The following is a 25,124-nucleotide window of genomic DNA, read 5'->3' as shown; positions in this document are numbered from 1 at the left end:
GTCGGCACCGGTTTTCGGGGGCGGCGGTGCCGGGGCAGGCGTGTCGAGGGTGCCGGAGACCGGCTGGGCCGCCACGGGAGACCTCTCTCGTGGCGGCCACGGCCGTCTCGGTACTGCCCGGGCTTTCCGCTCAGGCGTTCCGGGAGTTCGAAGGCCGGCGGTGCCGCCCGGCGCTGGACGCCGCCGCGTCCTCGCTCGCCGCCGGGCCGCGGTGCTTGCCGGAGCCTGCGGCCGGGGCGGCCTGGGCGGAACCCTGCTGCGGGCGCGCCTCGGTCGTTTCGGTTCGGGCTTCGGACATGGAAAGTGTCACTCCGTCAGATCGCTTACAGGTACGCGTCGGGACCTCCCCCAGCTCCGCCGGGGATGCCCCCGGGCATCACCGTCGGTGGCCGGGTCAACCGGCTGCGTAGCCCCTTGCAAATTCTAACGGGGCGCTCTTTCTCGCTCTACCGGGCCTCCCGGGCCGCGAGCGGCGCCTGTTGCAGCGGCACTGGCCTGCAGGGTTGAGGATGCGCCGCGCTTTCGTACGGTTCCGTCGCCGCCGGGCTCGAATGTGTGGATGTTGTGCAGCCGTTCGGATGCCTCAAGGGGGAAGTGCGGATTCCGGCGGTGGGCGGCAGTGCGGCCGAGGTGTTCCAGGAGAACCGTCTCAGTCGTTGCGAGTGCGATTCAGGGGTCGGCGCCCCGGCCGGTACAGGGAGGGCGGCCGACGAGGTCACCGACGCGTCCGCGGGGTCCGCCGGCGGGCTGACTTCCGCGTCCCACGGCACCCCGGCCCGCGCGACGCCGCACGGGACGCCCGGCGTCGCGTACGGCAGGCGGAGCTCGCCCGCCGGCGTCCAGTGGCCCGTGCCGGGCAGCCAGCCCGCCGGCGCGGCCAACTGTCGCAACCGTCTCTCGGCCGGCCGCCAGGCGGCGAGCCAGGTGCCGGCCGCCGAGTCCACCCGGAAGGCGACCGCGCAGCTCTCCGGGGCCAGCTGTTGACCCGGCTGCACGGCGAAGGGGGTCAGCGCGGCGTCCGCGGCGTGCAGCGCCTCGGGGAACCGCACCGGGAGCGTGCTGCCCAGCACGCCCCAGCCCATCCGGTCGTACCCCGGCGCGTCCGACCGCAGCAGCACCAGGCCGCTGTCGGGGTCGGCCAGCAGCAGCCGGTCGTTGCTGCGCTCGGTGATCTCCAGCAGCGGGCTGACCCCGCCGCCCCGGCCGAGGTCGACCACGACGGTCTTGGTCGGCCCGTCCAGTTCGCGGTCCAGGGCGAGCAGCCGGCCCTCGCGGTCCAGCCAGGCGCCGCCGGTGCAGCGCCCGGGGACCAGGGCGATCCGCTGCGGCCCGTCGCCGCCGTGCAGCAGCCAGACCGCGGTGGCCCGGCGTGCGCCGTCGCCGCCCACGGGGGCGAGGGCGTGCGCCGACGTGCCGCAGGGGGCGGGCGGCAACAGCGTCAGCTCCTCGGTCTCCACGCCGCCCAGCGGGAGTTCACCGGTGCCCGGGCCGGTGGGGTAGAGGAGGGCGACCGTGCTGTGGCCTTCCGCGCGGCGCACGATCAGCACCCGGCCGTCCGCGAGCGGCAGCAGCGCGCTGTCCGGACGCTCGGGCCGGCGGCCGGGGAGCGGTACCGCGTACGGCTCGCAGCCGTCCAGCGTCCAGCGCTCGGGGAACCAGCCGCCGCCCGGCGCGGGAACGAGCCGCGCGGCGTACGAACCGTCGGCGGCGAGGGGCAGCGGGGCGGGGCGGTGGGGCAGTCCGGTGAGGCTCCTGAGGCCGGGGTGTCCCGGCGCACCGGGAACGGCACTCTCCGTGACAGTGAAGTCCTCGGTGTGGCCGCCGCTTCCGGCGGTGTTCCCGCTGGTCCGGACGTTGTTCCCGTCGGTCCTGACCCGCTCGGTGGCACAGGCTGTCATCGAATGGTCACCTCCAGTCACGAAAGAAGCTAGTTTTCGCACTTCCTGCCGATCAACGAGTGATGGACCACTTCACGCGTATGAGTGGCGTGTGTCCGATTCGCCTGCGAACAGTGCGACGCATGTGCCGAGGGGGGCCACCGGCCCGGGGCCGCACGCGTCCGTCCGCGGTCCGGCCGCGGGTGCGCCCGGTGTCCCGCGGCCACCGCGGCTGGGCGTTCGGCGGCGGGTGGGAGGTAACCTTCCCCCCGTGCCCGCACTGTCTGAAGTCCTCTCCGCCCTCGACGCCCTGTGGCCCGCCGAGCGGGCAGAGGCGTGGGACGCCGTCGGCACCGTCTGCGGCGACCCCGAAGCCCCCGTCCAGCGCGTGCTCTTCGCCGTCGATCCGGTGCAGGAGATCGTCGACGAGGCCGTGAAGATCGGCGCCGACCTGCTCGTCACCCACCACCCGCTGTACCTGCGGGGGACCACGACGGTCGCGGCGTCCACCTTCAAGGGCAAGGTCGTGCACACGCTGATCAAGAACGACATCGCCCTGCACGTCGCGCACACCAATGCCGACACCGCCGACCCCGGCGTCTCCGACGCCCTCGCCGGCGCCCTCGACCTGCGCGTGCTGCGCCCCCTCGTGCCGGACGCGAGCGACCCCGCCGGCCGCCGCGGCCTCGGCCGGATCTGCGAGCTCGGCCACCCGATGCCGCTGGGCGACTTCGCCCGGTACGCCGCCGAGCGGCTGCCCGCCACCGCGCAGGGCATCCGCGTCGCCGGCGACCCGGACCGCACCGTCCGTACGGTCGCGGTCTCCGGCGGCTCCGGTGACAGCCTCTTCGACGACGTGCGCGCGGCGGGCGTGGACGCCTTCCTCACCGCCGATCTGCGCCACCACCCGGCCTCCGAGGCCACCCAGAAGAGCCCCCTCGGGCTGCTGGACGCCGCGCACTGGGCCACCGAGTGGCCGTGGTGCGAGCAGGCGGCCGCGCAGCTCGACGAGATCTCCGACCGGCACGGCTGGGACCTGCGCACGCACGTCTCCCGTACGGTCACCGACCCCTGGACCGCCCACGCGGCATCCGTCACCCCCGATCACCACCTTGGAGCCCCCAACTGAACGCCGCGCCCGCAGACCAGATCCGCCTCCTGGACGTCCAGTCCCTGGACCTCCGTCTCACCCAGCTCGCGCACAAGCGCAACAACCTCCCCGAGCTGGCCGAGCTCCAGACCCTGGAGGGCGACCTCACGCAGCAGCGCGACCTGCTCGTCGCCGCGCAGACCGAGGAGAGCGACACCGCCCGCGAGCAGACCAAGGCCGAGCAGGACGTGGACCAGGTGCGCCAGCGCGCCGCCCGCGACCAGCAGCGCCTCGACTCCGGCGCGATCACCTCGCCGAAGGACCTGGAGAACCTCCAGCGCGAGATCGCCTCGCTGGCCAAGCGCCAGGGCGACCTGGAAGAGGTCGTCCTGGAGGTCATGGAGCGCCGCGAGTCCGCGCAGGAGCGCGTCGCCGAGCTGTCCGAGCGGGTCGACGCCATCCAGGCCAAGGTCACCGACGCCGTCGCGCGCCGGGACGCCGCGTTCGCCGAGATCGACGGCGAGGGCGCCAGTGTCACCAAGGAGCGGGAGCTGACCGTCGCCGACATCCCGGCCGACCTGCTCAAGCTCTACGACCGGCTGCGCGAGAAGCAGGGTGGCGTCGGTGCCGCCCGCCTCTACCAGCGCCGCTGCGAGGGCTGCCGCCTGGAGCTGGACATCACCGAGCTGAACGACGTGCGGGCCGCCCCTGCCGACAAGGTCGTGCGCTGCGAGAACTGCAGCCGCATCCTGGTCCGTACGCCCGACTCGGGCCTGTAAGCCGCGATGGCGCGTACGTTCATCGTCGAGGCGGACGGCGGGTCGCGGGGCAATCCCGGGCCCGCCGGGTACGGCGCCGTCGTCATCGACCCCGAGACCGGCGAGACGCTGGCCGAGGTAGCCGAGTTCCTCGGTACGGCCACGAACAACGTCGCCGAGTACAAGGGGCTGGTGGCCGGGTTGCGCGCCGCCCACGCCCTCGACCCGGAGGCGGAGATCCGGGTCCGGATGGACTCCAAGCTGGTCGTCGAGCAGATGTCCGGGCGGTGGCAGATCAAGCACCCGGACATGCAGCCGCTCGCGGCCACCGCCAAGGCCGTGTTCCCGCCGGACCGGGTCACGTACGAGTGGATCCCGCGCAAGGAGAACAAGCACGCCGACCGCCTCGCCAACGAGGCGATGGACGCGGGCGCCGCGGGCCGTCAGTGGGAGCCGGGCATGTCGAAGGCGGCGCTCGCTTCCGGGCCGCGGCGGCCCGCGGGCGCGACGGCCGCGGACACCGCGGTCGCGGACGCGGAGATCGACGACGCCACGGGTGCCGCGCCCGCCGCCCCGGGGGCGACCGCCGAGCCGCGGGACACCGGCACCGCCACGGCCACCCCGCCGTCCGGCTGGGCCGCGCCCGCCGACCTGGGGGCGCCGACCACCTTCGTCCTGCTGCGGCACGGCGAGACCCCGCTGACCCCGGAGAAGCGGTTCTCCGGCAGCGGCGGCTCGGACCCCGAACTCTCCGCCGCGGGCCGCCTGCAGGCCCGCGAGGCGGCCGCCGCGCTCGCCGTACGCGGCACGGTCCAGGCGATCGTCAGCTCCCCGCTGCGCCGCTGCCGGGAGACCGCCGAGACGATCGCGGCCCGGCTGGGCCTGGACGTGCGGATCGAGGACGGGCTGCGCGAGACGGACTTCGGCGCGTGGGAGGGCCTGACCTTCTCCGAGGTGCGCGAGCGCCACCCGGCCGACCTGAACGCCTGGCTGGCCTCCGACAAGGCGGAACCGACCGGCGGCGGCGAGTCGTTCGCGGCCGTGGCCCGCCGGGTCGAGCTCACCCGTGACAAGCTCCGGGCCCGGTACGCGGGGAAGACGGTCCTGCTGGTCACCCACGTGACACCGGTCAAGACCCTGGTACGGCTGGCGCTGGGCGCGCCGCCGGAGTCGCTGTTCCGGATGGAGCTCTCCGCGGCGTCGCTGTCGGCGATCGCGTACTACGCGGACGGGAACGCGTCGTTGCGGCTGCTGAACGACACGTCTCACCTGCGGTGAGCTTGGCCGATACGGCTACGGGCGGTGCGGTCCACCGTCCGTAGCCGGGTGCGGCGCCGTTGCGCCTGCGGCGGGCGTCCTCAAACTCCCCCAGCTACCGCTGGGAGGTGCCCCCAGACGGGCTTATATTTGCCGCCTCGCGCGCCAGGCGTTCGACCTGGTTCCAGTCCTTGGCCGCCAGGGCGTCCGCCGGGAGCATCCACGTGCCGCCCACGCAGGCGACGTTGGGCAGGGCGAGGTACTCCGGCGCGTTGGCGGCCTTGATGCCGCCGGTGGGGCAGAAGCGGGCCTGGGGGAGCGGCGAGGCCAGCGACTTCAGGTACGGGGTGCCGCCCGCGGCCTCCGCCGGGAAGAACTTCATCTCCGTGATGCCCTCCTCCAGCAGCGTCACGACCTCGGACGTCGTGGAGACGCCGGGCAGGAACGGCACGCCGGAGTCCTGCATCGCGCCGAGCAGCCGCGGCGACCAGCCCGGGCTCACCAGGAAGCGGGCGCCTGCCGCGACCGTCCCGGTGACCTGCGCGGGCGTGATCACCGTGCCCGCGCCGACCACCGCGTCCGGGACCTCGGCCGCGATCGCCCGGATGGAGTCCAGCGCCGCCGGGGTGCGCAGCGTCACCTCGATCGCGGGCAGGCCGCCCGCGACGAGCGCGCGGGCGAGCGGTACGGCGTCGGCGGCGTCCTCCAGGACGACGACGGGGACGACGGGGGCGAGCCCGAGGACGGAACGCTCGGGAACGGCGGAAGCAGAGGCAGCACTAGTCACGGGTTCATAGTGCGCCTCGACCGCACTCTTCGCAACGCGCGTTGCGCATGTTGCAATGAGAGGGATCGCTTCCGTGGGCTCCGGTCAGAGTTCGGTGACGATGACGTCCAGCGACCACGGCTTGCCGGCCTTCGCCGGGGCCTGCGCCTCGACCGCGTAGTCCAGCCCGCGCAGCGCCTCCACCAGCTCCTCGGGGGTGGCCGGTGCCAGCCCGGCGGAGAGCAGGTCGCGGACCATCCGGCCCTTGGTCGCCTTGTTGAAGTGGCTGACCACGGAGCGCTTCTCCACCCCGTTCACGATCTTCGACTGGAGCACCCGCACCGTCGCCGTCCGCTCGGCGACCTCGCCCTTCGGCTTCCAGGCCGCCGCGTACGCCGACGAGCGCAGGTCCAGGACCAGGCCGTCCCCGGCCGCCGCGGGCATGACCTCGGCCATCGGGCCGCGCCAGTACGCCCCGAGCGCGCCCAGCCCCGGCAGCTTCACGCCCATGGAGCAGCGGTAGGACGGGATGCGGTCGGCGATGCCCACCGCGCCCCACAGTCCGGAGAAGACCAGCAGCGACCGCTCCGCCAGCTGCCGCGCCTTCTCGTCGAGCGTCGCCAGGCCGAGCGCGTCGTACAGCACGCCGGTGTAGATCTCGCCCGCCGGGCGGGCGCCGGCGGTGCGCAGCCCGGCGTTCTTCGCCACCTCGCCCTTCAGACCCTCGCTCAGGCCCAGCACCTCCTGCGCCTTGCCCGCGTCCGCCGCGCACAGCTCGACCAGCTCGGTCAGTACGGCCTCCCGGGCGGGCGCGAGGCCCGGCAGCGACAGCGCGGCCACGTCCAGCGGGGCCGAGCCGTCCTGTCCGTCGGCCTTGCCCTCGGACGGCGGCAGCAGCGTGAGCACGGTCGGTCTCCTTACGGCGGTACGGGCACGAGAGCGGGCCGCGCCGGACGGGCGGCCCCCGAGAACCCTATGCCGTCGCCGTGTCGGAGCTTGACGGTGCCCGGAGGGGATTTGTCCTAGTCTCGTGCCATGCCCCGTCGCCCGATGCGTGTGACCGACGAAGCCCTGGAGGACACCGCCCCGCTGTGCGGCGCGCTGCGGGAGCTGCGGACGCGCCTGGAGATCCCGGCGGACTTCCCGCCCGAGGTCACGGCGGAGGCCGACCGCGCCGCACGGAGCCCCCGGATGCCGGCCGAGGACGCCACCGGCCTTCCGCTCTTCACCATCGACCCGCCCGGCTCCACCGACCTCGACCAGGCGATGTACCTCGCCCGGCGGGAACCGGGCGGCTTCCGCGTGCACTACGCCATCGCCGACGTCGCCGCGTTCGTCGCCCCCGGGAGCGCGCTGGACGCCGAGGCGCACCGCCGCGTGACGACCCTGTACTTCCCCGACGCGCGCGTGCCCCTGCACCCGCCCGTCCTCGGCGAGGGCGCCGCGAGCCTGCTGCCCGACCAGGACCGGCCCGCGGTCCTCTGGCGGCTCGACCTGGACGAGTACGGCGCGCTGGTCGGCACCGACGTACGCCGGGCCGTGGTCCGCTCCCGCGCCCGGCTCGACTACGCGGGCGTGCAGCGCGCCATCGAGTCCGGCACGGCCGCCGAACCGCTCTCCCTCCTCCGCGACATCGGCCAGCTGCGCGAGGAGCGCGAGCGGGACCGCGGCGGCATCTCGCTCAACGTGCCCGAGCAGGAGATCGTGGCCCGGGACGGCGGCTACCGCCTCGATTACCGGGCCCCGCTGCCCGCCGACGGCTGGAACGCACAGCTCTCGCTGCTCACCGGCATGGCGGCGGCCGGCCTGATGCTCGACGCCGGCACCGGCATCCTCCGCACCCTGCCGTCCCCGAACCTCGCCACCCCGTTCGCGCGGGAGGAGGCCCCGCCCCCGGACGGCGCGGTGGGTCGGCTGCGCCGCACCGCCCGGGCCCTCGACATCGACTGGCCGCACCACACCTCGTACGCGGAGCTGATCCGGGGCCTCGACCCGCACCTCCCCACGCACGCCGCGTTCCTCCAGGAGTGCACCTCCCTGCTGCGCGGCGCGGGCTACACGGCCTTCGACGGCACGCCGCCCGCACCCGGCGACGTCCTGCACTCCGCCATCGCCGCGCCGTACGCCCATGCCACGGCGCCACTGCGCCGCCTCGTCGACCGGTACGCCGCCGAGCTGTGTCTGTCGGCGGCGGCGGGGGAGGACCCGCCGGACTGGGTGCGTGCCGCGCTGCCCGCACTGCCGGAGGAGATGGCGGCGGGCGGGCGGCGCGCCCACCGCGTCGAGCGGGAGTGCGTGGACCTGGTCGAGGCGGCCGTCCTGCGGGACCGGGTCGGTGACCTCTTCGACGGGTACGTCGTCGACGTCCACCCGGACCGGCCCCGCCGGGGCACCGTCCACCTCTGTGCCCCGGCGGTCGTCGGCCGGGTGGACGCCGCCCCCGATGCCCCGCCGCTGCCACTCGGCCGCCCCCTGCGCGTCCGCCTCACCGCCGCCGATCCGGGCCGCGAGCCGGTCCGCTTCGTACCGGCCTGAAGGCCGCGCCGGGTGCCTTCAGGAGCCGGCCGGCTCCGGCTCCGGTTCCTGTTCCGAGGTACGCGCCTCTCGCACCGCCTCGGCCGCCTCGCGCAGGGCCGTCACCGCCGCCCGTGAGTCGTCCGCGTGGAACCGGACCGTACGGACCTCCTCGGGCGGTGCGAGGAACCGCCGTACGACCGTGACCGGTGCGGACAGCTCCACCGTCACCGTCGTCTGCCCGGCGACGGCCGCCTCCAGGACGCCGGCGGGCGGCTTCCCGTTGGGGAAGCGGAGGTCGCGCCGGACGGTGGCGATCAGCGCCAGGGGTATCGCGGCGTCGAGCCGCGCGCCGTTCCGCACGCGCAGCACTTCGGGGCCCAGCAGGTGCGGCCGGGTGACCGCGGCGGTGTGCATGCCCAGCGCCATCAGGACCGTGTAGACGTCCAGGACGAGCAGGATCCAGTGGAGGGTGGGGTAGTCGGCGAGCAGGAAGGACACCCCGACCGTCTCGACCAGGCACACGAAGGCGAAGCCCAGCACCAGCGGGGCCTGCGGCCGTGAGTATCCGAAGGCGCGCATCCCCGGGCCGGCCCCGTCCTGCCGCCGCGTCGTCCACAGCCCCAGGCTCACCAGCCAGCGGCCCTCGTGCGCGAGCAGCAGGCGCAGCGCGTGCCCCCGGTTCATCGCGCACGCTCCGTGAAGAGCCGGATGGCCTGCCGGACGGCGGCGGCCTGGGCCGGGGCGAAGTGCGCGTAGAAGGCTTCCATCAGGGCCTGGGCCCCGGCCGTGTCGCCCGGCCGGGCCTCCTCGGCGGCCAGCGCCTCCTGGGCGCCGGCGGCCAGCTCGGCGGCCACGTGGTCCGGCAGGGAGTCGCAGATCGCCTGTGCGGCCTGTGCCACTCGGGGGTCGTCCACGTCCGCCTCCGCCAGTTCGTCCAGCAGCGCGTACACCTCGTACGCGCGGTCCATCGCCCCGGGGTCGTCCAGTGCCGAGCCGAGCAGCGTCGACACCTCCGCCGTCGCCGTGCCCATCGACTCGAACATGGCCATCAGCTCCCGTTCCTGGGCGGCCATCGCGGGCTCCGGGCCCGGCCGGGCGGCCGAGGCGCGGGCCATCCGCCCGAAGACGTCCGCCAGTTCCTCGGACACCGGGCCCTCGGCGGGCAGGCCGCCGTGCTCCTCGGCCCGGCGCAGCAGCGTGCCCAGCCGCTCCCGCCGCTCGCGGATGTCCGCCTCCTGCCGGGCCAGGTCCGCGTCCAGCTCGGTCAATACCTCGTGCAGGTCGCGCCCGGCGTCCTCGGCCAGTACGTCGCGCACCTCGTCCAGCCCCAGCCCCAGCTCCGTGAGGCGCCGCACCCGGGACAGCAGGACGGCGTCGCGCAGCCCGTACTCCCGGTAGCCGTTGGCCCGGCGCTCGGGCTCGGGCAGCAGCCCCAGGTGGTGGTAGTGGCGTACGGTCCGGGTGCTGACGCCGGCCAGCGCCGCCAGCTCGCCGATCCTCATGCCGGCCGTCCGGTGCGTGTGCTTCTTCCCGTCTCCATGGCGACCAGTAGAAACGTTGACGTTGCGGCAAGGTCAAGGAACCGGCGCGGGCCGTGGCCGGGGACGGAGCGCCGTGCCGGACGGGTAGCATGGTCGGTACGGCGGACGAGCCGGCCGGGCGGTCGCGTGGGGGTCTTCGGACCTCCCCGAGGAACGTCCGGGCTCCACAGGGCAGGGTGGTGGGTAACGCCCACCCGGGGTGACCCGCGGGACAGTGCCACAGAAAGCAGACCGCCGGTGCCGCAAGGCGCCGGTAAGGGTGAAACGGTGGTGTAAGAGACCACCAGCCTCCGAGGTGACTCGGAGGGCTAGGTAAACCCCACCTGGAGCAAGGTCAAGAGGGGCCGTCTTCGGACGGCCCTGCGCGGATGTTCGAGGGCTGCCCGCCCGAGTCCGCGGGTGGACCGCACGAGGCTGCCGGCAACGGCAGCCCTAGATGGATGGCCGCCTCCCCGCGGCCCGCAAGGGCCTCGGGAGACAGAACCCGGCGTACAGGCCGACTCGTCCGCCGCCCTCTCGCCGCGTGGCTCAAGCCCGGCGAAGAATTGTTTGTGCGACGTAATTCGGCGTTCCTTGTGACCGAGCTCACGAGCGCCGGAATCCCGCAATGCCACCGCGCCGTCACCAGGGTCCCGACGACTTCGGTCACAAGGGGCAGAAGCGTCATCAATCAGGACAGTGGCCGATATCCGGGGTCTTCTCTTCCCCTATGGTGATGCGCTTTCGATTCCGTGTACCAACGCCGGCCCGCCAATGATTGGCACATGTGAATAATCTGTGAATGCGCCGCAGGAGATGTGACGATAGTGGAGAGCTTTTCGGCGCCGCCGAAAACAAAAAAGGGGTGAGGGTGACGCCGGCCCGTACGGGCCGACACCCCCCTCACCCCCAGCGCTGTGCGCAGCAGGCTCGAACGCGGCTGTCGCCGACTTACTTGCCCAGCTCCAGGTCGAGGTTCTCGAAGGAGTCCGCAGCCTTCTCCAGGTACTGCGCCAGGCCGTCGAGACCCTCGTTGGTCTTCGACATACCCGTCTTGAACTCCTCGAAGTCGTGACCGAACTTCTTCGAGGCCTGGCGGGTGACGAAGCCCTTCTCCAGCAGGCCGTCGATGTAGCTCTTGAGGTCGTGGAGCTTCTCCTCGATGCGCTCCTTCTCGCGGTTCATCTTCTTCGCCGCGGCCCGCATGTCCTCATATGTGACATCAAGGTCTTTAGCCATGACGTTCCCCTTCCCTCCGTTGACCGCGAGGTCCCCCTCCCGGCATGCACTCGGCGCGCACCGCTTCGGTGCGCGCCGTTGGGCACCCTAGTCGCTGACCTTCGTGGGCGCACATAAGCGCAGTCGCAACGCCCAATGAATCCCGGTAAATCGGGACGTTATTGAGACATGCTGCAGGTACGCGGCCGAGTTCCCGGGAGGATATTCTCTTCCGCGTAGAGAGGCATTTCGAGGAGGAGCGTAAGTGCGTTTGAAGCTGACCGTTGTCGACCCCTATGCGCAGGCCAGCACAGACCTCGTCCTCGACGCCGACCCGGAGACCCGAATCGACGCCGTCGCCTGGGAGTTGGCGCGTCGCGTACGGGGCGGGGCCGGCGCGGGACAGCCCGTCCCGGTGCTCTACGTCGACAACTACCCACTGGACCCGGCGCACACCGTCACCACCTCCCCGCTGCGCGACGGCGCGGTGGTGAGCCTGGACGACCCCTCCGGCTCCCTGCCCGGCGAGCAGTCCGGCGTCATCGAGATCCGGGTATCCGGCGGTCCCGACTCGGGCGCCGTGCACCGGCTCGGCATCGGCCGGTACGACATCGGCTCCCACCCGAACTGCCAACTGGTCGTCAACGACCCGGAACTGCCGCAGCGCGCGATGACGCTCTACGTGGTCTCCGCCGACGACCTCCGTCTGGTCGTGCACGGCGGCGAGCAGCCGGAAGGGCAGCCCGGCGCGGCGACGCCGGCGCCCGAGAACGCGGAGCCCAAGCTGGAGGTGCGCGTCGACGGCAAGCCGTTCGACGGGCAGCAGCTGCCCGTCGGCTCCCAGCTCGCCCTCGGCAACACCCTGCTCGACGTGGCCCATTACCTGCCGCCGGACGCGGCCCTGAAGTGGTCCGACGACGGCTCCGCGCTCGACTACAACCGCCCGCCGCGGCTGCGCCCGCCGGAGCGCACCACCAAGTTCCGGCTGCCCTCGCCCCCGAAGGAGTACGAGGCCCGGCCGCTGCCCTGGCTGATGGCGGCGTCCCCGCTCGTCATGGCCATCACCATGGCGATGGTGATGGGGCGCGCGACGTACCTGGTGATGGCGGTCTTCAGCCCGCTGATCATGATCGGCAACTACTTCTGGGACAAGAAGCACGGCCGCAAGTCCCACGCCAAGCAGGTCGAGGAGTACGAGGAGCACAAGGCCCGGATCGAGCGCGACGCGCAGGAGGCGCTGGTCCTGGAGCGCGGCGACCGTCACCTCGACCACCCGGACCCCGGCACGATCTGGGCCGGTGCCACCGGCCCCCGCACCCGGCTGTGGGAGCGCCGCCGCAGCGACGCCGACCACCTGCTGCTGCGGGTGGGCACCGGCCGGCTGCCCTCCGCCGTTGTCCTGGACGACCCCGAGCAGGACGACCACCGCCGCCAGGTGACCTGGGACATCGCCGACACCCCCGTCGCCCTGCACCTGGGCAAGCTCGGCGTGATCGGCTTCGCGGGCCCCGACGAGACCGCGCGCAGCCTGGCGCGGTGGGCAGTGACGCAGGCGGCAGTCCTGCACAGCCCGCTGGACGTGCAGTTCTACGTACTCACCGACGCGCACGCGCAGGCCGGCTGGGACTGGGTCCGCTGGCTGCCGCACGCCCGTCCGACGGCGCAGGACGCCAACGTCCTCATCGGCAACGACGCCGAGACCGTCGGCGCCCGGATCGGTGAACTCACCCAGATCCTCGACGCCCGGCAGAAGGCCGCCCAGGAGAACCGCGGCCAGGTCGGCTTCTCCGACCCCGACATCGTCGTGGTCTGGGACGGCTCGCGCCGGCTGCGTTCGATGCCCGGCGTCGTACGGCTGCTCCAGGAGGGCCCGGCCGTATCGATGTACGCGATCTGCCTGGACGCCGAGGAGCGCTTCCTGCCCGGCGAGTGCAAGGGCGTCGTGATCGCGGAGCCGCGCAACGCCCGGCACGCCCGGCACGAGCGGCAGGTCGGCGGCGGCGCGAGCGACGCGTACGAAGCGCTGCGGCGGGCCGCCGAGGACGAGCAGCGGAAGAAGGCGGCCGAGGCCGGCCGGTCGCGCCGCAAGGGCAAGGGCAAGCGGAAGAAGAAGTCGGCCGCGGCCACCTCGCCGGCGCTGACCAACACCGCCGCGGTGATGCTCTCCCTCGACAACCAGAGCGGCGCCCCCATGGCCGCGGTGCCGACGGCCGCGGAGCAGATCGACCCCTCCGTGCTGCGGCTGCGCGTGCAGCAGGAGGGCGCTGCCAAGATCCTCGGCGTACGGCCCGACTTCGTGTCGCCGGCCTGGTGCGCCCGGGTGGCCCGGTCCCTCGCCCCGCTGCGCGACATCAGCGGCGAGACGACGGACAGCGCGCTGCCGGACGCCAGCCGCCTCCTCGACGTCATCGGGATGGAGCCGCCGACGGCCAACGCGGTGGCCGCCCGCTGGCAGACCGGCGGGCAGTCCACGCTGGCGATGGTCGGTGAGTCCTACGACGGACCGTTCGGCATCGACATCCGCAAGGACGGGCCGCACGGCCTCATCGCCGGTACGACCGGCTCCGGCAAGTCCGAGCTGCTCCAGACGATCGTCGCCGCGCTCGCGGTGGCGAACACGCCGGAGAACATGACCTTCGTGCTCGTCGACTACAAGGGCGGCAGCGCGTTCAAGGACTGTGTCCACCTGCCGCACACCGTCGGCATGGTCACCGACCTCGACGCCCACCTCGTCGAGCGCGCCCTGGAGTCCCTCGGTGCCGAACTGCACCGCCGCGAGCACATCCTGGCCCAGGTCGGTGCCAAGGACATCGAGGACTACCAGGACCTGGTGCGCCGCAACCCGGGCATGGCACCGCTGCCCCGACTGCTGCTCGTCATCGACGAGTTCGCGTCCATGGTCCGCGACCTGCCCGACTTCGTCACCGGCCTGGTCAACATCGCCCAGCGTGGCCGTTCCCTCGGTATCCACCTGATGCTGGCCACCCAGCGGCCCTCCGGCGTGGTCTCGCCGGAGATCCGGGCCAACACCAACCTCCGTATCGCCCTGCGCGTCACCGACGGCGGCGAGTCCTCGGACGTCATCGACTCGCCCGAGGCCGGCAACATCTCCAAGAACACCCCGGGCCGCGCCTACGTGCGCACCGGCGCCGCCTCGCTCATCCCCTTCCAGTCCGGCCGCGTCGGCGGCCGCCGTCCCGGCACCGTGGACCCGATGGCCATCGCGCCGTGGACCGGGGAGCTGGACTGGGCAGGACTGGGGCGCGCCGCGCTGGCGAAGCCCGCGGCCGCCAAGAGCGAGGAAGAGGAGATCACCGACCTGAAGGTGCTGGTCGACGCCGTCCGGGAGGCCAACGCCCACCTGCGCATCCCGCAGCAGCACAGCCCGTGGCTGCCGGCCCTGACCGAGAAGCTGCTGCCGGAGGACCTGCCGCCGGTGCGGGGCCAGGGCGCGCTGCCCCCGGCGCCGTACGGCATCGAGGACCTGCCGTCGAGCCAGGCCCGCCGCGCCGCCGCGGTCGACTTCGCGACCTTCGGCCACCTGCTCATCGCGGGTGCGCCGCGCAGCGGCCGCTCCCAGGTGCTGCGGACGATCGCGGGCTCGCTGGCCCGCACCCTCTCCTGCGCCGACGTCCACCTGTACGGCATCGACTGCGGCAACGGCGCGCTCAACGCGCTCACCAAGCTGCCGCACTGCGGCGCCGTGGTCGGCCGCAACCAGAGCGAGCGGGCCGTCCGCCTGGTCCGCCGGCTGTCGGCGGAGGCGAGCAAGCGGCAGGAGCTGCTCGCGGAGTACGGCTTCGCGGACATCGGCGAACAGCGCGCCGGGACGCCGGAGGACCAGCGGCTGCCGCACATCGTGGTGCTGCTCGACCGCTGGGAGGGCTGGGCCACCTCGCTGGGCGAGCTGGAACACGGCGAGCTGACCGACGAGTTGCTGACCCTGATGCGTGAGGGCGCGAGCGTCGGCATCCACCTGGTGATCACGGGTGACAGGACGCTGCTGACCGGCCGGATCTCCTCGCTGACGGAGGAGAAGTACGGCCTGCGCCTCGCGGACCGTACCGACTTCTCGATGCTGGGCATCAACAGCCGCAAGGTGCCGGACGAGATCCCGCCGGGCCGCGCCTTCCGCAACGAGACGGGCACCGAGGTCCAGTTCGCGCTGCTCAGTGAGGACGCCACCGGCCAGGGCCAGAACGCGGCCCTCGCGGCGATCGGGGAGGGCGCGACCCGCCGGGACGCGGCGGTGCCGCGCACCCTGCGCCCGTTCCGGGTGGACTCGCTGCCCAGCCGCATGACCTTCGACCAGGCGTGGCAACACATCGACCCGGTGGCGTTCGCCTCGCCGCTGTGGGGCCTGGTGGGCGTCGGCGGCGACGACCTGACGGCCTTCGGCCCGGACCTGGCAACGGGTTCGTTCGTGATCGCGGGCCCGGCGAAGTCGGGCCGCTCCACGGTGCTGATGAACCTGGCACGTACGTACGTCGGCCGCGGCATCCGCCTCGTCGTCGCCGCACCGCGAACCTCCCCGCTGCGCGAACTGAAGGGCCTGGAGGGCGTCCTCGCGGTCTTCACGGGCAGCGACATCGAGGAGGACGAGCTGCAGGAGGCCGTCGCGACGGCGTCCGTGGACCACCCGATCGTCATCCTCATCGACGACGGCGAACTCCTGGAGGACTGCGACGCCGAGGACGAGTTCAAGCGCCTGATCTCCAGGGGCTCCGAACGCGGCATCGGCATCGTCATCGCCGGCGACGAGGACGACGTCTGCTCGGGCTTCAGCGGCTGGCAGGTCGACCTGAAGAAGTCCAAGCGCGGCCTGCTGCTCTCCCCCCAGGACACCTCCAGCGGCGAACTCATCGGCGTCCGCCTGAGCCGCAGCTCGGTAGGCGGCCCGGTAACCCCGGGCAAGGGCCTCCTGCACCTGGGAAGCGGAGAGGCGTTCGGTGTGACTGTGCCGGTGGGGTGAGTCGCGTCGTGAAGCTGTCGACTACGTAAGCGCGAATAAAAGGGGGACACATGGGCGGTCACGATCGGCTGGTTGTCGACTACACGCTGCTTGAATCCTCGAAGAGCAATCTTCAGGAAATCAAGAAGGTCATGGACGACATCGATGATCACAGTGAAGACATACAGGACATCTGGGGTCACGACAGCATCGCCGAAAAGATGGACGAATTCGTCTCCAACTGGGACAACTATCGAGAAAAGCTGGTCGACAACGTCAAGGACTTGGGGGAGCACGTCGAGGGCGCTCTCAAGAACTTCAAGAAGCAGGATCTCGACCTGAAGAACGCAACAGAGAAGCACGGGAAAAACGGGGGAAAGTAAGCGATGGGAAAAGGTAGGGGCAGGCGCCGGCCGGTCGACTGGCATCCGCTGGCGGAGAAGGATCCGATTCCCGGTGACCCGGAGGACATCCGGCACGAGGTCACGGAGATGAGGAATCTCGCCAAGACACTCCGCGACCAGGCCGGCATCCTGCGCAAGGCCGAGGACGGCGATGCGCTGAAGGGCAACTACGCCGACAAGATCCGCGAGAAGGCCGGCGAGCTGGAGAAGCACTTCCGCGAGACGGCGGCCCGTTACGAACGCGTGGTGGGCGACCTCGGTAAGTGGGCCAACGAGCTGGAGGGTTTCCAGGATCGGGCGGACGGGATCCTCAAGGCCGCGAAGACCGCGGATGAACACCACTCTGCCGAGGTGAAGAAGAAGGAAGCCGAGGCGAAGAAGGACGGCAAGGACGCGCCGGAGGACTCGGACCCCGACAGCCACCTGACGACGTACCGCAAGCAGCTGAACGACGTCATCTCCGAGCGCGACACCCGCGCCGGGTTCTTTGCCGGCAACATCGGTGACGACATCTCGGACATCATCAAGGACAGCACTTGGGAGAACTTTGCCCAAGGGCTCGATGTAGCGCTCGAAGTCATCGGCTATCTCGGGACTGCGCTCGCTCTGGTCGCCATCTTCTGTACCCCGGTGGGTTGGGTCGCGGCGCTCGCCACCGCTCTGACGTTCGCGAGTCTGGCCGGTCACCTGGTGTTGGCAATCACCGGCGAAGGTTCATGGACAGACGTTGCGTTCGACGCGCTCGCCGTGGTGACGATGGGGTTCGGCTCGGCAGCCATGAAGGGTCTCAAGGCCAGCCGGGCTTTGACCAAGACCGCTTCCAAGGCTGCCGCGGGCACGCAAAAGGCTCGCCAGCAGTTCGATCGTTACAAGAACATGCGCAAGCTCCTCGACAAGAACATCACCCGCTACGGACCCAATTCGGAGCGTGGGCAGATGGCGTTGAGGGCCAAACAGCGACTGCGTGCGCAGGGTGCCGGTGAGATGCGTGCGGCGAAGCAGGCGGAGGCCAATACCCCCACGCCGCAGGTAGGCCGGGGCTTCGGGGAGAAGGAAGGCCGGGAACTCGCCGCGGACGCCAAGCGCATGCAGTCGGCTTACGCCGGCGACAGCACGGTTCAGGCAGGCGCGAAGGAAGCGCTGTCGCAGCACAAGAAGTTCCAGATCTATTGGGGTATCGGTACGGGTGCCGACGTTGGCGACAAGGTGATCGACAACACCTCGTCGCTCGTCGGGTATGACGGCTACGGGGACCTCAAGGACGCCCCAACTATTGAAGTGGGGAGCGGATGGTGAGCAATTTCGGTCAGGGGAATGCAGGAGGTAGCGTGATGTCATCCGGTAACGGCGAATCCAGGGGCCTGCTCGCGGTTCGAGTGATCGCGCTCGTACCCCTGCTCTGGTTCCTCCTGGCAGGACTGATCGGAAAGTTCGCGGGGCGGGACTGGGTGCCGATCGAAGCGTGGGCCTGGCCCTTGATGATCGCGCCCGTTGCCTTGACCGTGGTCTTCGTGGTGTTCCGGCGGATCATTCAGAACCCTGAGCACTTGGGCAGCCTGCCGACGATGTTCAAGGTGGCCGCGGGGCTGCTTCTCGTCGCGAACGGCGCACTGATCATCTACTCGTGGGTGGCAGCGGTTCCGGCAGTACTCAGTGTGGCGATCCTGTTGGGCGGGCTGATCAAGAGGCCTGTCGAGGAGACGCCGTGAGTCCCAGCGAAACGGCTGAGAAGACACCTACTGGCTACACGCTCATCATCCCGCCCGGTTGGGCTCGGATTCCCCTCCGCGAGGGCACAAAAGAGGCTCTTGAGCGGATCTTTTTCACGCATCTGGATAAGGTCCCGGACGGAGTGGCGCGCGACGATGCCATGCGCTTTCGGCTCGAACTGCGCAAGCAGCTCGAGAAGAGAGCTCGAGCTGCACGGCGCAACGGCGGACTGGATCTCTATCTGCCGGTGCGCCCGCGGGGCGGCACCCTCGTCGCCGCATCGTTCATCGTGGCTGAGTTGCCCGTTGGGGGCGCCGAACAGGCCAAGGCCAAACATGTCCTGGACCGACTCGCAGCCAACGCCGCGGGCCCCGGTGCGACCACCAGGGAACTCTCCGGCAGCAGAGCCGTACGGCGGGAGAGTCGAGTGGCGGCGGAGCCCGGCCGGGAGCTTGATGTCGATACTCGCCGGGTCGAATACGTCATGCCGGTTGCTGGTAACGCAGAAAATTGGCTTTCGATCAGCTTTTCCACGCCAGGGGATGGAAACCTCGACAGCGATTTTACCGATGTATTGGTCGAGCTGTTCGACGCAGTCGTGGGTACATTCGAGTGGAGGTATGAATGAGCTGGCTCAATGTCAAGCACGCCATGTATCTCGACCCCTGGATTCGCGTGCCGCTCATGTGGCCAGAGCCGGGACTGGAGGACGTAGAAGCCGCTCGGACGCCCGAGGGGTGGGCGCGCACCTTCGCCGAGGCGTGGTGGGAAGATTTCGCGACCGAGAAGCCGCGGCCGGGCGAGGTCGAGCTGCTGACCGACATCCTGGTGATGCACGCGAACAGGGCGCCCGCCATCTGCCCGGGATTCGACGTCTTTTTGCACTTGCCGCACCCAAGAGACATCCCGATTACCGTGTTCGTGGACCTGGTCGAGATCGATGAAGAAGACCGCGACACGGCGCTGCGCGAACTGACGCACGCCGATGCGGACTACGCCATCGAACCCCCGATCGTCGAGGGCTTCGATTCTTCCCACCTTGGCACCGGACTGCGTGTGCTGCGTTACTTCCAGGACGAGGACAGCAACGAGGTGCATGCCGGCCTCCGTTATGCCTGGCGCTACGAGAAGGGGTCGGAAGCCGCGGAGGTCCTGATTCTTCTCTCCCACCCCGATCCGGGCCGGATCATCCGCGCACTCCCCGACATCGACGAGTTCGCCCGCACTATCCGTGTCAGTCCGGATGAGGAAATGGAGACCTGGAATCATTCGTGATTCTGGTCGGGTCCGATCCTTCCCGAAGACCTTGCGTGCGTAGAGCCCGCAGGCGCGATAGGGGAAGCGCGATATCTCGGAGCGCAGTGTGAGTACCCCGTACGCAATCGACTTCACCGATGAAACAGTCCTGGATGAGTGGGTTGCCATCCCCATCCTTGAGGGGAGGGGGGCTGGTCGGGTGCGGCGGAAGTGGGCGAAGAAATTTGCCGAGTTGCACTTCCTGCTTCACGAGGATGGCCGTGACAAGGCGAAGGTGAAAGAGCTCGCGCGCGTGCTCGAAGGGATCTCTGAGCAGTTTCCGCAGAAGATCCCCATGCAGCATTTGTTCGCGTACCTTCCGGGTGGCCGCAGGGAGCCCTTGCCGTTCTTCTTCTACGCGGTCGAGTCGCAAGGACCGGTGGGTCCGCTCCTGGACACGCTGGTGCAACGCAACGAGCCCGGAGCTGTGCGGGAACCGCAGATCGTTGATTTCACCACCGACAACCTCGGACAGGGGCTGCGCTCCATCCGCCACTTCGGGCCGGGCGGTGGGGCTCCCCGTGTGTCGGTCAACTATGGGTGGCGCGTCGACTCGTACGGCATCGACCTGTCCATGCGCACCGTCAGCGACGACATCGACTGGGTGTCCGCGAATATCGATGCGTTCGACGCATTCGCTCGAAGCATGAAGGTCGTACACCCGAACGACCTTGTCGTTGACTGACGGCAGGGACGGTTCCATCCCGGGCCGGAAGGTAACAAAGACACCGCCGACAGAGCCCGGCCCCCAGCCCGGCGAGTGGCCGGGGACTGAGCGGTGGGGGATCCCCACACCGTCGCCCGATCTTCGTCACAAAGCCGTCTCCACAACTGCACGAAAAACGTGGGGTGGCGGGGGTGCTGGGGGCTGGTGTGTCAGAGGAGGAACGGGGTGGTGAGGCCCAGGGCGATCATTCCTGTGCACAGGAGCCAGAAGCTGATGCGGGTGCGGCCGCGGCGGCTGAGTTCGGCGGAGACGACGCAGAGGGTGATCAGGGCGAGGTAGGCCGCGATGGTGCGGGTCGAGGTGTGCGCGTCCACGTGTTCGACGAGGGCGCCGATGCCGCCTGCCAGGAAGAGCAGGGAGACCACGAACTGGGTGATGCGGGCCTCGCGCGGGGTCGACGGCCGGTGGCGACGGCGGCGCAGTGCCGCGCGCCGCTCCCGGGGCGTCGTGGCGGACTCCAGGAGGAGCGCGGTCCCTTGGTCATCCAGGTCGTTGTGGGGAGGCATGCGCGGGATCGTACCGAGCGGTCGGCGGATGTGGGGCCCGGCGCGAATGGGGCGGTGGAGGTTGTCGGGGCGGGGTGTGGGGGACGTGTGACGGGGGTGTGAGTGCACGTCGGGCGGCGGTCGGCGGGCGCCGTGCCCCGGTGTGCCCGCCCCTGCCCCGTTGCGGCGCGAGCCGCCTTTTCCGCCCGGCAGGACCGTGCCCCGTTGCGGCCTCAGTGGCTCCAGCGGCCCCCGCCCGCCTACTCCTCACCCCCTCCCGATATAAGGCATGGCCGTGGCCATGACTGTGGCGAATTGGATGTTTGCCTCCAGGGGGAGGGCGGCCATGTGGAGGACCGTGCGGGCGACGTCCTGCGCATCCATTACCGGTTCCACCGCCAGTTCGCCGTTGGCCTGGCGGATGCCGGTCTGCATGCGGCCCGTCATGTCGGTTGCCGCGTTGCCGATGTCGAGCTGGCCGCAGGCGATGTTGTACGGACGGCCGTCCAGGGAGAGGGACTTGGTGAGGCCCGTCATGGCGTGCTTGGTCGCGGTGTACGCGATGGAGTTAGGGCGCGGCACGTGCGCGGAGATGGAGCCGTTGTTGATGATGCGGCCGCCCTGCGGCGACTGCTCCTTCATCGCCCGGAACGCCGCCTGGGCGCAGAGGAACGCGCCGTTGAGGTTGACGTCGACGACCGACCGCCAGTCCTCGTAGGTGAGGTCCTCCAGCGCTACGGGCGGGCCGAACGTGCCGGCGTTGTTGAAGAGCAGGTCGACCCGGCCGAAGCGGTCGCGTACGGCGGAGAAGAGCGCGGCGACCTCGCCGGGGTCGGAGACGTCGGTGGGGACGGTGAGGGTCTCCGCGCCGTCGCCGGCGAGGGCGGCCGTCTCGTCCAGGGTCTGTGCGCGCCGTCCCGCCAGCGCCACCGACCAGCCGGCGGCCGCCAGCGTCAGCGCCACCGCGCGTCCGATGCCGGATCCGGCACCCGTCACCACGGCCACCTTCGGATTCTCGGTGTCTGTCATGGCGGCAGCGTAGGACGCGGGCTTCGCCGCACCCGCAGCGACCTGCCCTTTCGCGAGCGACCTGCCCTTTCGTGAGCGACCTGGCCTTTCGTGAGCGACCTGGCCTTTCGTGAGCGACCTGCCCTTTCGCGAGCGACCTGGCCTTTCGTGGGCGACCTGCCCTTTCGCGAACGACCTGGCCTTTCGTGGGTGCGTCTGCCGGGTCCGCCGGGCCGGTGCAGCCGCTCTTCGTCCCCTACATCCGGACGGACGGGAATTGTCCGTTGCGGGCGCAGTCCTCATCCCGCCGTCATCGTTGCGTCGTACATCGGATGCCACGGCGCCGCCCCCTGCCTCTGCAATCACTGCTGACAACGAGAAGTCCGGGAACACTTCAGGCAGGGCAGGGGCAGATGACTCAGCACTCCCAGCACGACCAGCAGTTGCGGGCCGCGGCCGAGCACCTCGGCCGCCGTCGCTTTCTCACCGCCGCCGGGGCCGCCGCGACGCTCGCCTTCGCGACCAATCTGCCGGGCGGTGGCGTGGCGCATGCCGCCGAGGTGGATGCGAAGCGGCTCGGCGAGGACCCCTTCACGCTCGGCGTCGCCTCCGGCGACCCGCTCCCCGGCTCGGTCGTCCTGTGGACGCGGCTGGCGCCCCGCCCGTACGAGCCGGGCAACGGCATGCCGGACGCGCGGGTCGCGGTCCGCTGGGAGATCGCGCACGACGAGAAGTTCCGGCGGATCGCGAGCCGCGGCAAGGCCGAGGCGCACCCCGAGTTCAACCACTCCGTGCACATCGAGGCGACCGGCCTCGGCCCGGACCGGGTGTACTACTACCGGTTCCGCGCCGGTGACTGGATCAGCCCGGTCGGCCGTACCCGTACGGCCCCGGCGCGCGGCGCGCAGCCGCAGAGCCTGCGGCTGGCGGCCGTCTCCTGCCAGGCGTACCACGACGGCTACTTCACCGCGTACCGGCACCTCGCCGAGGAGGACCTGGACGTCGTCTTCCACCTCGGGGACTACTTGTACGAGTACCCGGTGAACGCCGTCGGCGGCGCCCGCAACTACACCGACCGCACGCTGCCCGCGCTCTTCAACAAGGAGACGGTCACGCTGGAGGACTACCGGCTGCGGTACGCGCTCTACAAGTCCGACCCGGACCTCCAGGCGGCCCACGCGGCGCACCCGTTCATTGTCACCTGGGACGACCACGAGGTGGAGAACAACTACGCGTCCGACGTCAGCGAGGACGAGCTGCCGCCGGCCGAGTTCCTGGCCCGCCGTGCCGCCGGCTACCGCGCGTACTGGGAGAACCAGCCGCTGCGCCGCCCGCAGCGGCCCAGCGGTTCCGACATGCAGCTCTACCGCCGGGTGCACTACGGCCGGCTCGCCCAGTTCGACATCCTCGACACCCGGCAGTACCGCTCCGACCAGGCGTACGGCGACGGCTGGCACGCGCCGGGCCCGGAGTCCACGGACCCGGCCCGTACGCTGACCGGCGCGACGCAGGAGCGCTGGCTGATCGACGGCTGGCGCGGTTCCCAGGCGCTGTGGAACGTCGTGCCGCAGCAGGTCACCTTCGCCGAGCGGCGCTCCACCCCCGCCGACACGTACAAGGTCAGCATGGACTCCTGGGACGGCTACTCCGCCTCCCGGGAGCGGGTGCTGGCCGGTGCCGAGTCCGCGGGTGTGGACAACCTCGTGGTCCTCACGGGCGATGTGCACGTGCACTACGCGCTCGACATCAAGAAGGACTTCGCCGACCAGGACTCGCGGACGCAGGGCGTGGAGTTCGTGACCACCTCCATAGCCAGCGGCAAGGACGGCGCCGACAAGCCCGCCAACTGGGACGCCTACATGGCCGCCAATCCGCACATGAAGTTCTACAACGGCCGTCGCGGCTATGTGCGGGTGGAGCTGGGCCAGGACGCGGCACGCGCCGACTACCGGACCGTGTCCGCCGTGACCACGCAGGGCGCGCCCGTCACCACCGCGGCGTCCTTCGTCTCCGAGGCGGGCGACCCGGGCCTGAAGTCCGCCTGACCCGGGCCGTACGAATCCGCCCGACCGGAGCCCGTACGAAGGCCCGTACGAAAGGGACCGGCGTACAAAAAGGGGCCGGAGTCCGCGCGGACATGACACCATGGTGCGTACATCTACAAACCATGGAGACACTCATGTCGGACCCCGGCCCCGCCACGGCCGAGAGCCATCAGAGCCGCCCCAGTCCCCGAATACCCGCCGCGAGCGACGGCCCAGCGCCCCCTCCCGCTCCCGCCGCCGCCCGCCGCACCGGCCTCCTCGTCACCCTCATCCTGGGCGGCCTCACCGCGGTACCGCCGCTCTCCATGGACATGTACCTGCCGGCCCTGCCGGCGGTCACCCAGTCCCTGCACAGCCCCGCCGCCACCGTGCAGCTGACCCTCACCACCTGCCTCGCCGGCATGGCCCTCGGGCAGATGGTCGTCGGCCCGATGAGCGACAAGTGGGGACGCCGTCGCCCGCTGCTCATCGGGATGGTCGTCTACATCCTGGCCACCGCCGTGTGCGCGGTCGCCCCCAACGCCGAGTTCCTGATCGCGGCCCGGCTCGTCCAGGGCCTGGCCGGCGCCGCCGGCATCGTCATCGCCCGGGCCGTGGTCCGCGACATGTACGACGGCGTGGCGATGGCCCGCTTCTTCTCCACCCTGATGCTCATATCCGGCGTCGCGCCGGTCGTCGCCCCGCTCCTCGGCGGGCAGATCCTCCGGGTCACCGACTGGCGCGGCGTCTTCGTCGTGCTCACCGTCATCGGGGTGCTGCTCACCCTCGTTGTCTGGCGCAAGCTGCACGAGACCCTGCCGCCGGAGCGCCGGCACGCGGGCGGCCTCGGCGCCGCGCTGCACACCATGCGCGGGCTCATCACCGACCGGGTCTTCGCCGGGTACCTGCTGGTCTCCGCCTTCGCCTTCGCCGCGCTCTTCGCGTACATCAGCGCCTCCCCGTTCGTGATCCAGGAGATCTACGGCGCCTCGGCGCAGACCTACAGCATGCTCTTCGGCATCAACTCCATCGGACTGGTCCTGCTCGGCCAGATCAACGGAAAGCTGCTGGTCGGACGGGTCTCGCTGGACAAGGTGCTGGCGGTCGGGCTGGGCCTGATCACCCTCGCCGCCGTCGCGCTGCTGCTGATGTCCACCGGCGTCTTCGGGCCCGTCGGCCTGGTGCCGATGGCCGCCGGGCTGTTCGTGCTGATGGCCTCGATGGGCCTGGTCATGCCGAGCACCAACACCCAGGCGCTGCTGCGCACCTCGCACGCGGCGGGCTCCGCCTCCGCCCTGCTGGGCACCTCCACCTTCCTCATGGGCGCGGTGGCCTCGCCGCTGGTCGGCATCGCGGGTGAGGGGACGGCCGTGCCGATGGCCGTCGTCCAGTGTTCCTGTGCACTTCTGGCGGTCGCGTGCTTCCTGGGACTGTGCCGTCCGTGGCAGCGTAGGGAGGAGTCCACGGAGGACGGCACGCACCGCGAAGGGAACCGGCTCTGAACGCACCCGCACCA

The 25,124-nt window shown here is 71.0% G+C and carries 22 protein-coding genes and 1 other RNA gene; 14 read left to right on the top strand and 9 right to left on the bottom strand.

Annotated features, from left to right (window positions below; genetic code table 11):
• Positions 1-130: 130 nt before the first annotated feature.
• Both ABZ840_RS32435 and ABZ840_RS32430 read right to left on the bottom strand, forming a co-directional pair.
• Positions 131-298 (bottom strand): hypothetical protein, encoded by a 168-nt coding sequence (locus tag ABZ840_RS32435; protein ID WP_361565841.1) that lies wholly within the window; start codon positions 296-298, stop codon positions 131-133.
• A gap of 148 nt (positions 299-446) precedes the next feature.
• Positions 447-1,898 (bottom strand): hypothetical protein, encoded by a 1,452-nt coding sequence (locus tag ABZ840_RS32430; protein ID WP_361565838.1) that lies wholly within the window; start codon positions 1,896-1,898, stop codon positions 447-449.
• A gap of 250 nt (positions 1,899-2,148) precedes the next feature.
• On the opposite strand from ABZ840_RS32430, the gene ABZ840_RS32425 reads away from it, so the two are divergent.
• From ABZ840_RS32425 to ABZ840_RS32415, 3 genes are read left to right on the top strand one after another with little or no spacing between them, the layout of a single operon-like run.
• Complete coding sequence (locus ABZ840_RS32425) at positions 2,149-3,006, top strand: Nif3-like dinuclear metal center hexameric protein (RefSeq protein WP_361565836.1); 858 nt, start codon at positions 2,149-2,151, stop codon at positions 3,004-3,006.
• Positions 3,003-3,746 carry a C4-type zinc ribbon domain-containing protein gene (locus ABZ840_RS32420; protein WP_361565870.1) on the top strand — a complete coding sequence of 248 codons (744 nt, stop codon included), beginning with the start codon at positions 3,003-3,005 and terminating at the stop codon, positions 3,744-3,746. Before ABZ840_RS32425 ends, ABZ840_RS32420 begins: the two co-directional genes overlap by 4 nt.
• A 6-nt stretch (positions 3,747-3,752) precedes the next feature.
• Positions 3,753-5,003, top strand: a complete 1,251-nt coding sequence (locus tag ABZ840_RS32415) for a bifunctional RNase H/acid phosphatase (protein ID WP_361565834.1) — start codon at positions 3,753-3,755, stop codon at positions 5,001-5,003.
• Positions 5,004-5,097: 94 nt separating this feature from the next.
• Here the strand turns inward: ABZ840_RS32415 and eda are convergent, their stop codons facing one another.
• Complete coding sequence (gene eda, locus ABZ840_RS32410; protein ID WP_361565831.1) at positions 5,098-5,769, bottom strand: bifunctional 4-hydroxy-2-oxoglutarate aldolase/2-dehydro-3-deoxy-phosphogluconate aldolase; 672 nt, start codon at positions 5,767-5,769, stop codon at positions 5,098-5,100.
• An 84-nt stretch (positions 5,770-5,853) separates the two neighbouring features.
• Positions 5,854-6,654, bottom strand: coding sequence for a peroxide stress protein YaaA (gene yaaA, locus ABZ840_RS32405; protein ID WP_361565829.1), 801 nt, complete (start codon positions 6,652-6,654; stop codon positions 5,854-5,856).
• 129 nt (positions 6,655-6,783) lie between these two features.
• Between yaaA and ABZ840_RS32400 the strand changes: the two genes are divergently transcribed.
• A complete protein-coding gene (locus ABZ840_RS32400) occupies positions 6,784-8,283 on the top strand; it encodes an RNB domain-containing ribonuclease (protein WP_361565826.1) in 1,500 nt (499 codons plus the stop codon).
• 18 nt (positions 8,284-8,301) lie between these two features.
• Here the strand turns inward: ABZ840_RS32400 and ABZ840_RS32395 are convergent, their stop codons facing one another.
• Together ABZ840_RS32395 and ABZ840_RS32390 are read right to left on the bottom strand one after the other, a co-directional pair.
• A complete protein-coding gene (locus ABZ840_RS32395; protein ID WP_361565823.1) occupies positions 8,302-8,949 on the bottom strand; it encodes a hypothetical protein in 648 nt (215 codons plus the stop codon).
• Positions 8,946-9,767 (bottom strand): MerR family transcriptional regulator, encoded by an 822-nt coding sequence (locus ABZ840_RS32390; protein WP_361565820.1) that lies wholly within the window; start codon positions 9,765-9,767, stop codon positions 8,946-8,948. Before ABZ840_RS32390 ends, ABZ840_RS32395 begins: the two co-directional genes overlap by 4 nt.
• A gap of 145 nt (positions 9,768-9,912) precedes the next feature.
• Here ABZ840_RS32390 and rnpB point away from each other — a divergent pair.
• An RNA gene (gene rnpB, locus ABZ840_RS32385) (RNase P RNA component class A) lies at positions 9,913-10,314 on the top strand.
• Positions 10,315-10,736: 422 nt separating this feature from the next.
• On the opposite strand, the gene ABZ840_RS32380 is transcribed toward rnpB, so the two are convergent.
• Entirely contained in the window at positions 10,737-11,024 is a 288-nt protein-coding gene (locus ABZ840_RS32380) for a WXG100 family type VII secretion target (protein WP_361565817.1), read from the bottom strand.
• A 244-nt stretch (positions 11,025-11,268) separates the two neighbouring features.
• Here ABZ840_RS32380 and ABZ840_RS32375 point away from each other — a divergent pair, with 244 nt between their 5' ends.
• From ABZ840_RS32375 to ABZ840_RS32345, 7 genes are all read left to right on the top strand, one after another.
• Entirely contained in the window at positions 11,269-15,975 is a 4,707-nt protein-coding gene (locus tag ABZ840_RS32375; RefSeq protein WP_361565814.1) for an FtsK/SpoIIIE domain-containing protein, read from the top strand.
• 50 nt (positions 15,976-16,025) lie between these two features.
• The gene (locus tag ABZ840_RS32370; RefSeq protein ID WP_361565811.1) at positions 16,026-16,337 is read left to right on the top strand and encodes a hypothetical protein; all 312 of its coding nucleotides are present in this window, start codon (positions 16,026-16,028) and stop codon (positions 16,335-16,337) included.
• Between the two features lie 3 nt (positions 16,338-16,340).
• Positions 16,341-17,654: a putative T7SS-secreted protein gene (locus ABZ840_RS32365; protein ID WP_361565808.1), complete on the top strand. Its 1,314-nt coding sequence runs from the start codon at positions 16,341-16,343 to the stop codon at positions 17,652-17,654.
• Positions 17,655-17,689: 35 nt separating this feature from the next.
• Entirely contained in the window at positions 17,690-18,067 is a 378-nt protein-coding gene (locus ABZ840_RS32360; RefSeq protein WP_361565806.1) for a hypothetical protein, read from the top strand.
• Positions 18,064-18,696 carry a hypothetical protein gene (locus ABZ840_RS32355; protein ID WP_361565803.1) on the top strand — a complete coding sequence of 211 codons (633 nt, stop codon included), beginning with the start codon at positions 18,064-18,066 and terminating at the stop codon, positions 18,694-18,696. Before ABZ840_RS32360 ends, ABZ840_RS32355 begins: the two co-directional genes overlap by 4 nt.
• The gene (locus ABZ840_RS32350; protein WP_361565800.1) at positions 18,693-19,343 is read left to right on the top strand and encodes a hypothetical protein; all 651 of its coding nucleotides are present in this window, start codon (positions 18,693-18,695) and stop codon (positions 19,341-19,343) included. The genes ABZ840_RS32355 and ABZ840_RS32350 overlap by 4 nt, the downstream gene beginning before the upstream one ends.
• 88 nt (positions 19,344-19,431) lie before the next feature.
• Positions 19,432-20,049: a hypothetical protein gene (locus ABZ840_RS32345; RefSeq protein WP_361565797.1), complete on the top strand. Its 618-nt coding sequence runs from the start codon at positions 19,432-19,434 to the stop codon at positions 20,047-20,049.
• Between the two features lie 191 nt (positions 20,050-20,240).
• On the opposite strand, the gene ABZ840_RS32340 is transcribed toward ABZ840_RS32345, so the two are convergent.
• Positions 20,241-20,597, bottom strand: coding sequence for a hypothetical protein (locus tag ABZ840_RS32340; protein WP_361565794.1), 357 nt, complete (start codon positions 20,595-20,597; stop codon positions 20,241-20,243).
• Between the two features lie 246 nt (positions 20,598-20,843).
• On the bottom strand, positions 20,844-21,605 hold the full coding sequence (locus ABZ840_RS32335) for an SDR family oxidoreductase (RefSeq protein ID WP_361565791.1): 762 nt from the start codon (positions 21,603-21,605) through the stop codon (positions 20,844-20,846).
• Between the two features lie 392 nt (positions 21,606-21,997).
• Here ABZ840_RS32335 and ABZ840_RS32330 point away from each other — a divergent pair, with 392 nt between their 5' ends.
• On the top strand, positions 21,998-23,629 hold the full coding sequence (locus ABZ840_RS32330) for an alkaline phosphatase D family protein (protein WP_361565788.1): 1,632 nt from the start codon (positions 21,998-22,000) through the stop codon (positions 23,627-23,629).
• A gap of 134 nt (positions 23,630-23,763) precedes the next feature.
• Positions 23,764-25,110 (top strand): multidrug effflux MFS transporter, encoded by a 1,347-nt coding sequence (locus ABZ840_RS32325; RefSeq protein WP_361565785.1) that lies wholly within the window; start codon positions 23,764-23,766, stop codon positions 25,108-25,110.
• The last annotated feature ends 14 nt before the right edge of the window (positions 25,111-25,124 follow it).

It is taken from the genome of Streptomyces sp. NPDC047117 (assembly GCF_040643545.1).
Lineage (GTDB): Bacteria > Actinomycetota > Actinomycetes > Streptomycetales > Streptomycetaceae > Streptomyces.
This window is presented reverse-complemented; position numbering and strand designations above follow the sequence as displayed.

What these genes read in the sequence shown, in the direction of transcription:
- ABZ840_RS32395 (WP_361565823.1), bottom strand. Translation starts at nt 8,949, where the DNA reads ATGAACCGGGGGCACGCGCTGCGCCTGCTGCTCGCGCACGAGGGCCGC.
- ABZ840_RS32370 (WP_361565811.1), top strand. Translation starts at nt 16,026, where the DNA reads ATGGGCGGTCACGATCGGCTGGTTGTCGACTACACGCTGCTTGAATCC.
- ABZ840_RS32415 (WP_361565834.1), top strand. Translation starts at nt 3,753, where the DNA reads ATGGCGCGTACGTTCATCGTCGAGGCGGACGGCGGGTCGCGGGGCAAT.
- ABZ840_RS32390 (WP_361565820.1), bottom strand. Translation starts at nt 9,767, where the DNA reads ATGAGGATCGGCGAGCTGGCGGCGCTGGCCGGCGTCAGCACCCGGACC.
- ABZ840_RS32360 (WP_361565806.1), top strand. Translation starts at nt 17,690, where the DNA reads ATGTCATCCGGTAACGGCGAATCCAGGGGCCTGCTCGCGGTTCGAGTG.
- ABZ840_RS32380 (WP_361565817.1), bottom strand. Translation starts at nt 11,024, where the DNA reads ATGGCTAAAGACCTTGATGTCACATATGAGGACATGCGGGCCGCGGCG.
- ABZ840_RS32335 (WP_361565791.1), bottom strand. Translation starts at nt 21,605, where the DNA reads ATGACAGACACCGAGAATCCGAAGGTGGCCGTGGTGACGGGTGCCGGA.
- ABZ840_RS32435 (WP_361565841.1), bottom strand. Translation starts at nt 298, where the DNA reads ATGTCCGAAGCCCGAACCGAAACGACCGAGGCGCGCCCGCAGCAGGGT.
- ABZ840_RS32430 (WP_361565838.1), bottom strand. Translation starts at nt 1,898, where the DNA reads ATGACAGCCTGTGCCACCGAGCGGGTCAGGACCGACGGGAACAACGTC.
- ABZ840_RS32340 (WP_361565794.1), bottom strand. Translation starts at nt 20,597, where the DNA reads ATGCCTCCCCACAACGACCTGGATGACCAAGGGACCGCGCTCCTCCTG.
- ABZ840_RS32325 (WP_361565785.1), top strand. Translation starts at nt 23,764, where the DNA reads ATGTCGGACCCCGGCCCCGCCACGGCCGAGAGCCATCAGAGCCGCCCC.
- ABZ840_RS32365 (WP_361565808.1), top strand. Translation starts at nt 16,341, where the DNA reads ATGGGAAAAGGTAGGGGCAGGCGCCGGCCGGTCGACTGGCATCCGCTG.
- ABZ840_RS32400 (WP_361565826.1), top strand. Translation starts at nt 6,784, where the DNA reads ATGCCCCGTCGCCCGATGCGTGTGACCGACGAAGCCCTGGAGGACACC.
- ABZ840_RS32330 (WP_361565788.1), top strand. Translation starts at nt 21,998, where the DNA reads ATGACTCAGCACTCCCAGCACGACCAGCAGTTGCGGGCCGCGGCCGAG.
- ABZ840_RS32350 (WP_361565800.1), top strand. Translation starts at nt 18,693, where the DNA reads ATGAGCTGGCTCAATGTCAAGCACGCCATGTATCTCGACCCCTGGATT.